13 protein-coding genes and 2 pseudogenes are annotated in these 15,009 nt (G+C 67.1%); 9 read left to right on the top strand and 6 right to left on the bottom strand.

Going from position 1 to position 15,009, the window contains the following annotated elements:
- Window positions 1-278 (bottom strand): annotated as a pseudogene (locus QZ753_RS07025) (D-alanyl-D-alanine carboxypeptidase); the annotation flags it as partial.
- Between the two features lie 171 nt (window positions 279-449).
- On the opposite strand from QZ753_RS07025, the gene QZ753_RS07030 reads away from it, so the two are divergent.
- Window positions 450-1,298, top strand: coding sequence for an oxidoreductase (locus QZ753_RS07030; RefSeq protein ID WP_294642251.1), 849 nt, complete (start codon window positions 450-452; stop codon window positions 1,296-1,298).
- A 250-nt stretch (window positions 1,299-1,548) separates the two neighbouring features.
- Here QZ753_RS07030 and QZ753_RS07035 read toward each other — a convergent pair.
- Both QZ753_RS07035 and QZ753_RS07040 read right to left on the bottom strand, forming a co-directional pair.
- Window positions 1,549-1,890 (bottom strand): annotated as a pseudogene (locus tag QZ753_RS07035) (cell wall hydrolase); the annotation flags it as partial.
- A 229-nt stretch (window positions 1,891-2,119) separates the two neighbouring features.
- Entirely contained in the window at window positions 2,120-3,097 is a 978-nt protein-coding gene (locus QZ753_RS07040; RefSeq protein ID WP_294642253.1) for a malate dehydrogenase, read from the bottom strand.
- A 572-nt stretch (window positions 3,098-3,669) separates the two neighbouring features.
- On the opposite strand from QZ753_RS07040, the gene QZ753_RS07045 reads away from it, so the two are divergent.
- From QZ753_RS07045 to QZ753_RS07060, 4 genes are all read left to right on the top strand, one after another.
- A complete protein-coding gene (locus QZ753_RS07045; RefSeq protein ID WP_244546014.1) occupies window positions 3,670-4,644 on the top strand; it encodes a substrate-binding domain-containing protein in 975 nt (324 codons plus the stop codon).
- A 114-nt stretch (window positions 4,645-4,758) separates the two neighbouring features.
- Complete coding sequence (locus tag QZ753_RS07050) at window positions 4,759-5,808, top strand: ABC transporter permease (protein WP_090964127.1); 1,050 nt, start codon at window positions 4,759-4,761, stop codon at window positions 5,806-5,808.
- A gap of 43 nt (window positions 5,809-5,851) precedes the next feature.
- Entirely contained in the window at window positions 5,852-6,856 is a 1,005-nt protein-coding gene (locus QZ753_RS07055; protein ID WP_294642256.1) for a hypothetical protein, read from the top strand.
- Window positions 6,857-6,860: 4 nt separating this feature from the next.
- A complete protein-coding gene (locus QZ753_RS07060) occupies window positions 6,861-7,892 on the top strand; it encodes a carbohydrate kinase family protein (RefSeq protein WP_294642258.1) in 1,032 nt (343 codons plus the stop codon).
- 17 nt (window positions 7,893-7,909) lie between these two features.
- Here QZ753_RS07060 and QZ753_RS07065 read toward each other — a convergent pair whose 3' ends face one another.
- The 3 genes from QZ753_RS07065 to QZ753_RS07075 form a co-directional block, all read right to left on the bottom strand.
- Window positions 7,910-9,664 (bottom strand): ABC transporter ATP-binding protein, encoded by a 1,755-nt coding sequence (locus QZ753_RS07065; RefSeq protein ID WP_294642260.1) that lies wholly within the window; start codon window positions 9,662-9,664, stop codon window positions 7,910-7,912.
- Window positions 9,665-9,791: 127 nt separating this feature from the next.
- Entirely contained in the window at window positions 9,792-10,238 is a 447-nt protein-coding gene (locus tag QZ753_RS07070; protein WP_294642262.1) for an RbsD/FucU domain-containing protein, read from the bottom strand.
- Between the two features lie 8 nt (window positions 10,239-10,246).
- Complete coding sequence (locus QZ753_RS07075) at window positions 10,247-11,272, bottom strand: hydroxyacid dehydrogenase (RefSeq protein WP_294642264.1); 1,026 nt, start codon at window positions 11,270-11,272, stop codon at window positions 10,247-10,249.
- 169 nt (window positions 11,273-11,441) lie between these two features.
- Here QZ753_RS07075 and QZ753_RS07080 point away from each other — a divergent pair, with 169 nt between their 5' ends.
- The 4 genes from QZ753_RS07080 to QZ753_RS07095 all read left to right on the top strand — a co-directional run bounded on the left by QZ753_RS07080 (window position 11,442) and on the right by QZ753_RS07095 (window position 15,007).
- A complete protein-coding gene (locus QZ753_RS07080; protein WP_294642266.1) occupies window positions 11,442-12,482 on the top strand; it encodes an Ldh family oxidoreductase in 1,041 nt (346 codons plus the stop codon).
- 90 nt (window positions 12,483-12,572) lie between these two features.
- The gene (locus QZ753_RS07085) at window positions 12,573-13,361 is read left to right on the top strand and encodes a FadR/GntR family transcriptional regulator (protein WP_294642268.1); all 789 of its coding nucleotides are present in this window, start codon (window positions 12,573-12,575) and stop codon (window positions 13,359-13,361) included.
- 47 nt (window positions 13,362-13,408) lie between these two features.
- Window positions 13,409-14,332 (top strand): sialic acid TRAP transporter substrate-binding protein SiaP, encoded by a 924-nt coding sequence (locus tag QZ753_RS07090; RefSeq protein ID WP_294642314.1) that lies wholly within the window; start codon window positions 13,409-13,411, stop codon window positions 14,330-14,332.
- 102 nt (window positions 14,333-14,434) lie between these two features.
- Window positions 14,435-15,007 carry a TRAP transporter small permease gene (locus tag QZ753_RS07095; RefSeq protein WP_294642269.1) on the top strand — a complete coding sequence of 191 codons (573 nt, stop codon included), beginning with the start codon at window positions 14,435-14,437 and terminating at the stop codon, window positions 15,005-15,007.
- Window positions 15,008-15,009 lie beyond the last annotated feature (2 nt).

Genomic DNA, 15,009 nt, shown 5'->3' on the forward strand with positions numbered 1-15,009 from the left:
GTCAGCGACGCGGGATGGCGCAGGCCGTCCGGGTCGTCCGCCTGGAGGACCCGGCCCGTGTCCATGTCGACCACGATCGATGACGGCGTCCGCTCGGCGACGGCCTCGGCCCCGACCATGAGGGCCGGCGCCTTGGTTGGCGGAATGAGACCGGCGCGCACGTCGCTGCGCGACAAGTCCATCGACTGGCACGAGGCCAGCGCGACGGACAGAACCAGGGCGGACGCGATGCGCAGGCGGCGGACGAAGGCCGTGCGGCCGGGATGGTTCGACGACAAGGGCGGAAATCCGGCTGAATCCAATCTCTCGATATCGAGTAGCACGCCAAACGTTTCAGTAAGCTTGCCGTAGCAGCCGGGTGACCCGATGCCGCTGGCCGTCGCGCGCAGTGCTCCCAGATACCGGCATCGAACGAACGGTTCTCATTTTCGCGATCGAAAGACCCGCCCATGTCCTCCATTGAAACGCCCGTCTGGTTCATCACCGGCTGCTCCACCGGCTTCGGCCAAGAGCTCGCAAAGCTCGTGATCGCGCGCGGCTGGCGCCTCGTCGCCACGGCACGCGACAAGGCGCGCCTCCAGAGCCTGACCGATCTCGCCGAGGACCGTGTCTTGGCCCTGTCGCTCGACGTGACCGATCGCGTGGCGATCGATGCCGCCGTGAAGGCGACGGAGGAGCGGTTCGGTCGGATCGACGTCCTCGTCAACAATGCGGGCTACGGCTACCAGGCCTCCATCGAGGAAGGCGACGATGCCGAAATCCGCGAGCAGTTCGACGCCAACGTGTTCGGCCTGTTCGCGATGACGCGCGCGGTGCTGCCGATCATGCGCCGCCAGCGGTCCGGTCGCATCCTCAACCTCACCTCGCAGGCGGGGTTCATCGGCTTCCCGGGTTCGGGCTACTATGCCGCGACGAAGCATGCGGTCGAGGGCTTCTCCGATGCCTTGGCGGCCGAGGGCGCGCCGATCGGCATCCAGGTGACGTGCGTCGCACCCGGCCCGTTCCGGACCGATTGGGCCGGCCGCTCGCTGCGTCAGACGCCGAACGAGATCGCCGAATATGCCGACACGGCCGGCGCACGCCTCAAATCCACCTCCGACATTAGCGGCAAGCAGGCCGGCGATCCCGTGCGCGCGGGCGAAGCGATGATCCGCGTCACCGAGATGGACAAGGCGCCGCGGCACCTCGTTCTCGGCAAGGTCGCCTATGATGGCGTGACGGCGAAGCTGAAGCAGCGGATGACCGAGATCGAAGGGTTGAAGGACCTCAGCCTGTCGGCCGACTTCCCCGACGCCTGAAGCAGCATCAACCGCCGTTCTGGCGGATCAGGTCTTCGATGCTCATTATGTCGAGCGCAGCCGGTGCCGAAGGAGCCGGCTGCCCCATCTGCCGCGCGATGCGGCTTTCGCGGACCGGCGCGCGCATCACGGCGGGCGCCGGAGCCTGCGCCACCGCGAGGGTCCGCTCAGGCGGTGTGAACGGCAGGCTGCCCTCCTTCTCCGCCGCGATCCGCTCCGCCACCATCGACTGCGTCGACGTCGCGTTCTTGCGCTTCTCGTAGAAGGAGTTGCCGCCCTGGATCGTCACGTAGTGCATGTTGGAATAGGGGTAGGAGTAGCCGGCCGTGTGGAAGAACATCGCCTTCTGCACCTCGGAATGCCGCGCTCCGCGTAGAACCTGACGCGCGGTCTTCGTGGCAAGGTCCCGCCCCTTGCCCATCGGCTTCGACAGGACGCCGGGCGCGAACTGGTTTTTCTGCCCGACGACGCCGCAGACCGACTTCGGGTACCTGCCGGACTCGAGCCGGTTCATCACCACCGTGCCGACCGCCAGCATCCCCGCCTCGGACGAGCGGTTGGACTCGAAATACATGGCGCGCGCGAGGCACTCCTCGGCGCTCATGCGCGGCTCCATCCGAGCGCAACCGCCCGCCACGGCAAGGAGGGCAAGACCCAGAATCAGGGGAAGGCTTCGGCTCCGGAACATCCTGCGGCCCGCTTGCAACGTCGGGTGAATTTCGCCGGGGAAGCTTAAGAAGCCGTTGAACCTTTCGGATACGAAAAGGCCGCCCTGCCGGGGTGGCAGGGCGGCCCTTCGAACCTTCGGTCGAGACGAAAAACTAAAGAAGCGCCGAAACCGCTTCGCGCTCTTCCGACAGTTCGGCCACCGTGCGGTCGATCATCTGGCGCTGGAACTCGCCGATCTCGAGCCCGGTAACGCGCTTGTAGGAACCGCCCTCGCAGATCACCGGCACGCCGGCCATCAGGCCTTCGGGGATGCCGTAGGAGCCGTCCGACGACACACCCATCGACACCCAGTCGCCGTCCGAGCCCTGGATCCAGTCGCGCATGTGGTCGATCGCAGCGTTCGCGGCCGAAGCGGCCGAGGATGCGCCGCGCGCCTCGATGATCGCCGTGCCGCGCTTGGCGACGGTCGGGATCAGCGTCTCCTTGTACCAGGCCTCGTCTCCGATCACCTCGGAGAGCTTGCGGCCGTCGGCCGTGGCGTTCGTCCAGTCGGCGAACATCGTCGGCGAGTGGTTGCCCCACACGACGAACTTCTTGATCGCATCGACCGAGACGCCGGCCTTCTGTGCGAACTGCGTGAGAGCGCGGTTGTGGTCGAGCCGGAGCATCGCGGTGATGTTCTCGTTCGGGAAGTCCTTGGCGTTGGCGGCCAGGATCATGGCGTTGGTGTTGGCCGGATTGCCGACGACGATCACCTTGGCGTCGCGCTTGGCGCCCTCGTTGAGAGCCTGGCCCTGCGTGCGGAAGATCTCGGCGTTGGCATTGAGGAGGTCGCGGCGCTCCATGCCCTGCGTGCGCGGGCGGGAGCCGACGAAAAACCCGGCGTCGATGTCGCGGAAGGCCGCCTTCGGATCGTCGGTGATAACGACGTCCTGCAGGAGCGGGAACGCGCAGTCCTCGAGCTCCATCACGACGCCCTTCACGGCCTTTTGGGCCTGCGGCAGGTCGAGAAGCTGGAGCGCGACGGGGGTGTCCTTGCCGTAGACGTCGCCGTTGGCGATGCGGAACAGGAGCGAGTAGCAGATCTGGCCGGCCGCGCCGGTGACGGCGATGCGTTTGGGCTGCGTCATGGAATAACCTTTCCTACCTTGCGGTCGAGGCGAGCATGCGGCCCTGCCCTAGCGCGATCCGCTCCCGCAATCCACGCCGAAAATGCGGGGAACGATCCGAAGTGCGGCTTCCGAAGACCAGCAGGGACACGCCATCGCCAAGCGAGAGGGAATGCTGACACCCTTCGGAGGATTTTGCGCAGTTTCACCACGAACCGGGCCCAAATTGGATCGGTTCGTATGACTGCCATATCGATTTAAGGTCGGTATCTTCCAATTCTGCGCAAAAAGTTCTGACGACGCGCATCGGACGATTGTGTTTTCCGTCGATCGCGCTTTTACTCCGTTCCAGCGCGGCGCCTCTGGGGAGAGAGGTGCCGGAACCGCCCGGTTCGAGCCGGCGGGGGAGAGTAACGAGGCATCGTTCGACCCGATCGCCGCCTCGATGGATCGCCGGGGGCGAATCGCCCGGCCAGCGAAACGGCGTCGGCCAGAAGGGCCCGCCGATCATCAACGGGAGGAACATGATGTCGCGCAGCACCGTCCACCGCATCGCCGGCCTCGTCGCCGGCACCGCCATCGCAGCCTGCCTGATGGCGTCCGCACCTGCGCGCGCCCAGGACGACATCCTGATCGGCCTCGTGACCAAGACCGAAGCCAATCCCTTCTTCGCCAAGATGCGCCAAGGCGCCAGCGAGAAGGCCGCCGAGCTCGGCGTCAAGTTCCAGAGCTTCGCGGGCAAGTTCGACGGCGACCACGATAGCCAAGTCACCGCCGTCGAGAACCTCATCTCGGCCGGCGCCAGCGGCATCCTGATCGTGGCCAGCGATTCCAAGGCCATCGTGCCGGTCCTCGAACAGGCCCGTCAGGCCGGTATCCTCGTGATCGCCCTAGACACGCCGCTCGACCCCGCCAACTCGGCGGACCAGACCTTCGCCACCGACAACGTGAAGGCGGGCGAACTGATCGGCCAGTGGGCCGCCAAAACGGTGTCCGATCCGAAGACCGCGAAGGTCGGCTTTCTCGACGCCATCGAGACGCAGCCGACCGTCGACGTCGCGCGCGACCAGGGCTTCATGAAGGGCTTCGGTATCGATCCGAAGGACATGAGCCGCTACCTCGACGAGGACGACGCGCGCATCGTCGGCCACCAGTGGGGTGCGGGCTCCGAGGAAGGCGGGCGCACGGGCGCCGAACTCCTCCTCCAGAAGGACCCCGACCTCAACGTGTTCTACACGATCAACGAGCCGACGGCGGCCGGTGCCTACGAGGCGATCAAGGCGGCCGGCAAGGAAGGTTCCGTCGTCGTGACCTCGGTCGACGGCGGCTGCCCGGGCGTCCAGAACGTCAAGGCCGGCGTCATCGGCGCGACCTCGATGCAGTATCCGCTGCTGATGGCCTCCAAGGGCGTCGAGGCCATCGTCAACTTCAAGAAGACGGGCGAGAAGCCGGCGGTGACGCCGGGCCTCGACTTCTTCAACACCGGCGTCGATCTCGTCACCGACAAGCCGGTGGACGGCGTCCCGTCGATCACCTCCGAGGAAGCCCTCAAGAAGTGCTGGGGCTGATCGCCGCCCGCTGAGACCAAGCGCGCGCCGCTCGCGGCGCCGCCACCCGCGGTCGGTGCGAAAACCCCTTTCGCACCGACCGTCTCGACAGGCGCACAGAGAGGGTCGGAAATCATGTCCAGCGTCGAACCGACCGCGAACAACGCGGACGCCGTCGCCCATTTCGCCGAGGGTCGGCGCTCGCCGCTTCGGCGGCTGCAGCACCTCCTCCACCAGTATCCGACCATCGTGCCCTTCGTGGTGCTGGTGGTCGGTCTCCTGATCTTCAGCGCGATCGTCGGCCCGCGCTTCTTCCAGCCGTTCAACCTGTCGCTGATCATGCAGCAGGTGACCATCATCGCCGTGATCGGCATCGCGCAGACTCTGGTGATCTTGACCGCAGGCATCGACCTGTCGGTCGGCGCGATCATGATCCTTGCGACCGTCGTCATGGGCCGGCTGGCGGTGATGATGGGCGTGCCGGCGGAACTCGCGTTCTGCATCGGCCTCGGCGTCGGGTTCGCCTGCGGCTTCCTGAACGGCCTCCTGATCACCTACGTCAAGCTACCGCCCTTCATCGTCACGCTCGGCACCTGGAGCATCTTCGGCGCCGTCTTCCTCTGGTACAGCGGCTCGCAGACGATCCGCGCGCAGGAGGTGGCCGCCGAGGCGCCGTTCCTTCAGCTCACCGCGACCGCCATCCAGGGCGGCGGGGCCCGGCTGACCTTCGGCACGGTGTTCACGCTCTTCGTCGCCGCAGTGGCCTGGTACATTCTCAACCGCACCGCCTTCGGACGCCATGTCTATGCGACCGGCGACGACCCGGAAGCCGCGCGCCTCTCGGGCATCGACACGCGCCGCGTGCTCCTCGCCGTCTACTCGCTGTCGGGCGTCATCTGCGCCCTCGGGGCCTGGGTCCTGATCGGCCGCGTCGGCGCCATCAGCCCCACCTCGGGAGGACAGGCGAACCTCGACTCCATCACCGCCGTGGTGATCGGCGGCACCTCGCTCTTCGGCGGGCGCGGCTCGATCGTCGGCACGCTCATCGGGGCGCTGATCGTCGGCGTCTTCCGCAACGGCCTTGCCCTCTCCGGCCTCGACGCCCTCTGGCAGGAGTTCGCAGTCGGCATCCTCATCATCGTCGCCGTGGGCCTAGATCAGTGGATCCGCAAGGTCTCGGCCTGACCACCCTTCGCCCGCTCATTCGCATTCTTCGGAGCCCATCCCCATGACCACCGCCAAGACCATGGACCTCAAGCTCGCCCGCATCCGGCGCGGCGAATACACGCCCAAGGACTTCATCATCGCCGACGCCAAGGACGGCGACATGGCGCTCGGCGTCGGCGTCTCCGGTCCGGAGCACGATGCCGACGGCAAGCCGACGGGCAAGATGCGCCCGCTCAAGGTCTATCGCGACGCGATGGAAGAGATGGTGAAGTCGGGCCTCGTCGACATCATGCTGACATCGCTGTCCTCGGCCGAGCATCTGGCGTCGCGCGGGGTCTACGCCGACACGGACGTGACGTCCGCCGTGCGCCTCAACGACGGCAGCGACATCTGGCATTGGCGCGGCGCCAACTACAAGCACCTGCCGACCGTGCCCTTCCGCACGGCACGCCTCGACCGGGTGAAGCCGGTCTCCGACCTCGGCCTCTATGCCGTGACCTTCTTCAACGACCTCGATCAGGACCTGCGCACGATCGAGGCCTACGCCAAGTTCCGCGACGAGGCGTCGGCGGCCGGCGTGCGGCACTTCCTCGAAGTGTTCAATCCGCAGTTCGAGGTGAAGGCGCCGGGCTCGGACTTCTACACATACAACAACGACTTCATCGCCAAGATCCTCGCCGGCGTCTCGAAGCACGACCGGCCGGAGTTCCTGAAGGTCGTCTACAACGGCCCGAAGGCGACGGAGGAGCTCGCTTCGTTCGATCCCGGTAATCTCATCGTCGGCATCCTCGGCGGCGCCTCGTCCACCAACCGCGATACGCTGGAGATGGTGAAGCAGGCCGAGAAGTACGGCGCGCGGGTCGCCCTGTTCGGCCGCAAGATCTTCTTCGCCGAGGACTCCAAGGCCATCGTGCGCGCCATGCGCTCGGTGATCGAGGACGACGTCTCCTCGGAAGAGGCGACCAAGGCCTACCACGACCACCTGCATAAGAGCGGCATCCGGCCGAAGAAGTCGCTCGAAGAGGATCTCGAGATCACCGATCCGTCGCTGAAGATGGGAGCCTGATCCCATGTCCGCAGTGCAGCGGCGCGGCTTCCTGACCGGGGGGACCTGGTGCGCCGACCACAACAAGCTCCTCGACCGCTGGCCGGTCGAGGAAACCGTCACGCGCATCCTCGAGGAAAGCGTCGAGGGCGGCGGCTCGGCCTGCAACTTCGGCATCGACATCCGCCGGCTCGACCCGTCGATGCCGGTGGCGACCATCGGCTGCGTCGGCGACGACGAGGACGGCCGCATCCTCCTGCGCTACGCCGACGACAACGGCATCGACCGCACGGGCATGCGGGTGATCGCGGGCGGGCGCACCAACTACACCGACGCCTACAGCGCGCGCGACACCGGCAAGCGCACGCATATCTTCCATCAGGGCACGAGCGCCCTCCTCTCACCCGACCACTTCGACTTCGCGGGCACCTCGGCCCGCATCTTCCACCTCGGGCTACCGGGCATCCACGACGTGATGGACAATGCCTGGAAGGGCGAGGTGAACGGCTGGGTGGCGACGCTGAAGGCGGCGCGCGCGGCGGGTCTCGAGACCAACTTCGAACTCCTGCAGATCGCGCCGGAGCGCCTGCGCGAACTTGCCGAGCCGTGCCTCCCCCATCTCGATACGCTGGTCATCAACGACTACGAGATCGGCGCGATCACCGGCACGCAGACGACGCGCGACGGCGAGACCGATATCGCGGCCTGCGAGGCGGCGGGGCGGCAGATCATGGAGCGCAGCTCGGTCAAGGTGCTGGCGATCCACTTCCCGCGGGCGGCCATCGCCTTCACGCGGGATGGAGCGGTCTACCGCCATCCGTCCGTGAACGTGCCGCAATCGGAAGTGCGCGGTGCCAACGGCGCGGGCGACGCGTTCGCCGCAGGCTTCATGTACAGCTACCACGAGGCCCGACCGGTGCCGGACTGCCTCAAGCTGGCCCATGCCAGCGCGGCGGCCTCGCTCCGCAGCGTCGGAACGACGGGCAGCGTCGAGACGGCAGAGCGGTGTCTCGCTCTCGCTGAAGGCTGGGGCTGGCGCGCGATGCCGAACACCTGAGAGCCATGCCCCGGCGGCTACTCGGCCGCCGGACGCTCTCCAAGTTCTACGCCGCCGTGCAGTCGCTCCTGCGCATCGTTCAGGCGACGATAGGCGCCGCCAAGGGCCATGAGTTCGGCGTGGTTGCCGAGTTCCGCGATCCGTCCGTCGACGACCACGGCGATGCGGTCTGCATGGCGGATGGTCGACAGGCGATGGGCGATGACGAGCGTCGTCCGCCCCTCCGCGAGTTCGGCGAGCGAGGCCTGGATCGCCCGCTCGGTTTCCGTGTCGAGCGCTGAGGTCGCCTCGTCGAGGATCAGGATTTCCGGGTTCTTCAGGAACATGCGCGCGATCGACAGGCGCTGCTTCTGTCCGCCCGACAGCTTGACGCCGCGCTCGCCGACGACCGTGTCCAGCCCGTCCGGCAGAGCCGCGACGGTCTCGGTGAGGTGCGCGCGCTCGATAGCGTCGGCGATCTCCGCCTCGCTGGCGTCGAGACGCCCATAGGCGACGTTCTCGCGCACCGTCCCGCCGAACAGGAAGACATCCTGCTGCACGATGCCGATGTGACGGCGAAGCGAGGCGAGCGTCAAGGAGCGAATGTCCTGGCCGTCGACGAGGATCGCGCCGGCGCTGACGTCGTAGAAGCGCGGGACCAGCGAGCAGATCGTGGTCTTGCCGGCGCCGGACGGGCCGACGAAGGCGACGGTCTCCCCGGCGCGAATGTCGAGGTCGATCCCCTTCAGGACGGGGCGCGAGTCCTTGTAGCCGAAGCGAACGTCCCGGAAGGCGATCGCGCCCGTGACGCCCGCCAGCGTGCGCGCGTCCGGCGCGTCGGCGATCTCGGGCGTCGTATCCAGGAAGTCGGTGTAGCGGCGAAAGCCCGCGATGCCCTTCGGATAGGTCTCGAGCACGGCCGCGATCTTCTCGACCGGGCGGAAGAATACTCCGACGAGGAGCAGGAAGCCGACGAAGCCGCCGTAGCTGAGTTCGCCGGCCATCACGTACCAGGTGCCGGCCAGCATCACGATGACCTGGGTCAGGCGCATCGTCAGGTAGTTGAGCGCCTGGCTGACCGCCATGATGCGGTAGGCGTCGAGCTTGCGCGTGCGATAGCCCGCGTTGTTGCGCGCGAACAGGTCGCGCTCGTGCGCCTCGTTGGCGAAGCTCTTCACCACGCGGATGCCGCCGACATTCTCCTCGATGCGGGCATTGAAGTCGCCGATCGAACCGTAGATTGCCTGCCACGTCGCGGTCATGCGGCTGCCATAACGGGTCGTCACCCAGGAGCCGACCGGGACGACCACCGCCGTGATGAGAGCCAGTTCCGGATGAACGGCCAGCATCAGGAGGAAGGCGCCGATGAAGGTCATCACGGCGATGAAGAGGTCCTCCGGCCCGTGATGGGCGACCTCTCCGATTTCCTCGAGGTCCTTCGTCAGCCGTGCCACGAGATGGCCGGTCTTCTGGTTGTCGAAGAAGCCGAAGGACAGCGTCTGGAGATGCTCGAAGGCTTTGCGCCGCATCTCGGTCTCGATGTTGATGCCGAGCATGTGGCCCCAGTAGGTGACCACGGCCATCAGACCGGTGTTGAGGACATAGATCGCGAGCAACCCGGCCGAGGCGAGGACGATCAGCCCCCAGTTGCCGCTGGGGAGGAGGTCGTCGACGAAGACCTTCACCGCAATGGGGAAACCGAGTTCGAGAAGCCCGGCCAGTACGGCGCAGGAGAAGTCGAGCAGGAAGAGCCCGCGCCACGGGGTGTAGTAGGAAAAGAAACGCGCGAGCATGGCATCCTCATGGACCGGACGCGCAACATGAGTCGCGACGCCCGGTCTCGATATCCTCGGGCTCCGGCGAGCCCTTGCGCGTCGTGTAGGAAACCTGACTTCCGTCGTCAAATTTCCGATCGGGCAATCAATCGAAGATGACGCCCTTCTTGAAGATGAAGCAGCCGTGCGGCCGGGCCTCGCTGGTCCGCACGACGGCATAGGCGCTCTTGGCGGCGTCGTAGAAGGCGAAGCGCTCGACCCGTTCGATGGTGATCGACTTGCCTTCGGCCTCGTTCACCACCGCCTGCATCTCGCTGTGCACCTCCGGCACGGCGTCGGGATCGCCGACCACGGCCATGAGGCGCACCGGCGCGTCGACATAGGAGTCGAGCGGGAGGAGCGACAGGATGGCGCGTGCGGCTTCCGTCGTGCCGACGCCCGAGAGCTGGACACAGGTGCCCGTGACCGTCTCGGCGGCGGTCGATTCGGCCGGGTAGTTGCGATCGACCAGAACGAGGTCGTCGCCGTGGCCCATCTCGGCGAGGATGGTGAGGAGTTCGGCCGTGATGATTGGCGGGATGTTCTTGAGCATGGATGACCTCAGCTTTTCGACACGGGTTTGGAGCGCATGCGGCGGACGGTCTCGCGCTCGGCCCGGCGCGCGCGCACCGGGGGGAGCCCCGCGTCCATCAGTTCGAGATCGTCGAGTAGGATATCGCCCATCCGCTTGAAGACGCGATCGAGCGCGCCGGCGCGATGGGCGGACAGGAGCATGTTCGGCGTTCGGCGGACCGGATCGTCCGCCGCCGGCGGCTCCTCGGGGAACACGTCGGTCGCGACCTTGATGTGCCCGCTCGCGGCCGCCTCGCGCATCGCGTCGAAATCCACGATCCCGGCGCGGCTGAGGAGGACGAAGGCCGCGCCCGGCTTCATCGATGCGAAAGCCTTGGCGTCGAAGAGGTGCTGGTTGTCCGCAGTGACCGAGGCCGTCACGAAGACCGTGTCGGACTTGGCGAGAATGTCATCGAGCGCGGTCGCCTTTGCGCCGTGATCGGCGATGGTGGAGGCCGGCAGCCAGGGATCGTAGACCCGCACCTTGGCACGGAAGCCCGCGAGCAGGCGGTTCAGGCAGCGGCCGAGATCGCCGAAGCCGACGATGCCGATGAGCGAGCCGGTCAGAAGCTGTGCCGACCCGTTGCCGTCGAGGCCCCAGACCTCCTCGCCGCGCCGAAAGTCCGCGTCGGCCTTCGCGATTTGCCGGTGCAGCGAGAGCGCCATGCCGAGCCCCATCTCGGCCACCGGTTCGGCGAACACGGAGCTCGTGATCAGGACGTGGATGCCGCGCTCGAAGCAGGCGGCGTACGGCATGTTGTCGGTGAAGTTGCCCTCGACGTTGACGATGGCCCGAAGATTCGTCATCGCCGCCAGCAGGGCATCGGAAACGTCGGGCTGTCCGACAAGGTATCGCGCCCGCGCCAGCACATCCGCGGGCAAGGCGTCGATCTCGCCGCTCGTCGTCTCGACGAGGTCGTAGCGCTCGCGGAACTCCGACAGCGCGTCCGGCGTGAAGATCATGTCGAGGTCGCGCGGATGCGGCGCGACGATCACTAAGGGCCGTTCGCTCATTCGTCCTCCCCGAGGCCCGGCAACGGCGCGGCCTCTTCGCGCTTCCGATAGCGGCGAACGCGCCCGATCTCAAACGGCTTCTCCGCTCGTCCCCATGATCGCGCCGTTTGCGCCGCGCGGGGCGATCGCGCTACCCCGGGATCTTCGGCACCATCGGGAGGAAACGGATATGACGAGCGCCATTCTGGTCGACGCAGCGCAACTCGAGGCCAGCGTCAGGGCGGCCCTTCGGGGGGCCGGTGCCTCGGACGAATCGGTCGATGCGACGACCCGCGCGCTGATGCACGCCTCGCGCGTCGGCGTCGACAGCCACGGCGTCCGGCTGGTGCCGCACTATTGCACGGTGATGGCGGGCGGGCGCGTCAACCCGCGCCCGAACGTGACGGTGAGGCGCACGGCGGCGGCGACCGGCACGGTGGACGGCGACGACGGGCTCGGACACCTCACGAGCTACCGCGCCGCCGCCTTCGCGGTCGAACTCGCCCGCGAGAGCGGTATCGGCGCGGTGGGGGCGGTTCGCTCCTCGCATCTCGGCGCCGCGGGCGCCTATGCGGTGGCGATCGCGGACGCCGGCATGATCGGCTTTGCGACCACCAATACCGATTCGGTCGTCGGCCTGTTCGACGGAACGAAGGCCTTCCACGGTACGAACCCCCTCGCCTTCGCAGCGCCCGTCGTCGGCGAGAGCCCTTGGCTCCTCGACATGGCCACCTCGTCGATCCCGATGAACCGCGTGCTCCTCTACCGGTCGCTCGGGCAAACCCTGCCGGAAGGCGTCGCCGCGGACACGTCGGGCCACGCGACGCGTGATCCGCATGCGGCCGACATGCTCCTGCCCCTCGGCGGCGAAGGCTACGGCTTCAAAGGCGCGGCGCTCGCCGGTGTCGCGACGCTCCTGACCGGCATCCTCAACGGCACGACGCTGGACCACGAGTTCATCCCGATGGTCGGGAGCGACGACATATCGACACCGCGCAACATGGGGCACTTCTTCCTCGCGATCGACCCAGAGCGGTTCGCGGGAGCCGCGCTCTTCGCCGACGGCATGCGCCGCTATCTCGACGCCCTGCGGTCCGTTCCGCCGGTCGACGGCGGCAGGGTCATGGCGCCGGGCGATCGCGAATGGGACGTCGAGGCCCGCCGCGCCGTCGAGGGTATTCCCGTCGATCCCGACACGGCGCGCTTCCTCGGCTTGGCAGGCAATTCTTAACGCGGCTTGACGCCATCGGTCCTCGCAGCCACACTCTGGCCAATTGGTCAGATCAATTGGCCAGCGCGAGGCTTGGGAGGGCATCGCACCATGCCCCTCAAGGCCATCGAACCGCGTCGCCTCTACCGGCAGGTCGCAGACCAGCTGCGACTTCTCATCGAGTCCGGTGAGTACGGAGTCGGTGATCGCCTGCCGACCGAGCGCGAGCTCGCCGAACGGCTCGGCATCTCGCGCCCCACGGTGCGCGAGGCGCTGATCGCGCTCGAGGTCGAAGGTCGCATCCGGATCCGGGTCGGCTCGGGCATCTACGTCACCGCGCCGCCGGTGACCGAGCCGGTGTCGGACGAGGTCGAGGGGCCGTTCGAGCTTCTGCGGGCGCGCGAGCTGATCGAGAGCGCGCTGATCCGCGAGGCCGCGGTCAAGGCCACCGCCGCGGACGTCGCCGTCCTCGACGCGATCCTCGGCCGGATGGAGAACGGCGACCATCCCTCGCCCGAGACGATCGCCGTGGACCGGGAATTTCACGTGGCCGTCGCCGGCATCCTCGGCAACGCGGTCATCACGCGCTTCATCGGCGAGCTTTTCGACCAGCGGATGACGCCGTACTTCGCGCGGCTGTCGGAGTATTTCGAAACCGGACAGACGTGGCGGGTCGCCTATTCCGAGCATCGCACCGTGCGCGATGCGATCGCAGCCGGCGATCCCGCGGCAGCCGAAGCCGCGATGCGCCAGCACCTGCGCCAGTCGCAGATCCGGTTCCAGCATAGTTTCGGCGAGGACGCCGGCATCGGGAAGGCCGTCGGGAGGACGCCGGCCACGCCTGCAACGCGGCGCGCGACGAAGGCCGGCGCCGGGTCCAACGGGAGGAACGACGCATGAGAACGAAGACACCCTGGGCGCTCGCCGCCCTTGCCGTCGCGACCTTGATGTCGGGCACGGCGCTCGCGCAGACCAAGCTGACCTGGGGCCACGTCTACGAGGTGACCGAGCCCTTCCACACCGAATCCGTGTGGGCGGCGGAGGAGATCAAGAAGCGCACCGACGGGCGCTACGAGATCAACGTCTTCCCGGCCTCGCAGCTCGGCAAGGAGGCCGATCTCAACCAGGGCCTGACGCTCGGCACCGTCGACGTCATCATCTCCGGCTCGAGCTTCGCCTCGCGCGAGTTCACGCCGATCGGGGTGACCTACTACCCCTATATCTTCCGCAACCCGGAGCACCTCCTCGCCTATACCAAGAGCGACATCTTCCGTGAGCTGGCCAGAGGCTACGAGGAAGAATCCGGTCATCACATTACGGCCGTGACCTATTACGGCACGCGGCACACGACGGCGAACAAGGACATCAAGACCTGCGCCGATCTCGCGGGCCTCAAGATGCGCGTGCCGGACGTGCCGGCCTATCTGGCGATGCCGCGCGCCTGCGGCGCCAACACCGCGCCGATCGCCTTCGCCGAGGTCTATCTCGCGCTCCAGAACGGCACCGTCGAGGCGCAGGAGAACCCACTGACGGCAATCGAGGCGAAGAAGTTCTATGAGGTGCAGAAGACGATCGCCCTCACCGGCCATATCGTCGACCACCTCAACACGGTGGTCTCGCAGAGCCGCTGGGCCTCGCTGTCCGACGAGGACAAGAAGATCTTCACCGACGTGATGCTGGAGGCTGCCGAGCGCGCCACCAAGATCGTGCAGCAGCGCGAGGCGAACCTCGTGCAGACCTTCAAGGACAAGGGGCTGAACGTGGTGGAGGTCGACAAGGCCGACTTCGAGAAGAACGTGCTCGAGAAGGCGCCGCTCGAGACCTACGGCTATCGGCAGGCGGATTACGACGCGATCCGCGCCGTCCATTAAATCTCGATGGTCCGCCGCGCCCCCGACCGGGGCGCGGCGGCTCACCCATCTCCGCAGAGCCGAACGACAGGCGGAGCCTCGTGTGCCCGCCAGGGAGCCGTCATGGCCACAGAGCACCATACCCAGACCACACCGGAAGAGATCGCACACGCGTTCGAGGATGAAAGTCCGGCGGCCGATCTCAGCCCCTACGCGTTAGAGGACTGGCTGACGCTGCTGGTCTTCTGGGGCATGGCGGTCTGCGTCTTCCTGCAGTTCTTCACCCGCTACGTCCTGAACAACTCTCTCGCCTGGACCGAGGAGATCGCGATCAACTGCCTGATCGTGGTCGTCTTCCTCGGCGCGGTCGCCTGCGTGCGCATGTCGCGGCACATTCAGGTGGACGTCCTCTACCACTACATTCCGGCGGGCCTCGCCCGCGCGCTTTCGACCTTCGTCGACGTCCTGCGCATCGCCTTCTTCGCCTACGCCGCCTACCTCCTCTGGCGCTACGTCAACATCGTCTCGCGCGAGCGCATGGTGACGATCGACCTGCCGCGCTCGATCATCTTCTGGACCGTGTTCGCCGCTTTCGTCCTCATGCTCCTGAGAGCGATCCAGGTCGCCTGGGGCAACTGGCGGCGGGGCTATTCCGTGCTCGAGCGCCCCGGCGCATTCGACGGCCTGGGGGAGTAAGC

It is taken from the genome of uncultured Aureimonas sp., from assembly GCF_913775355.1.
In the GTDB taxonomy this organism is placed as follows: Bacteria; Pseudomonadota; Alphaproteobacteria; order Rhizobiales; family Rhizobiaceae; genus Aureimonas.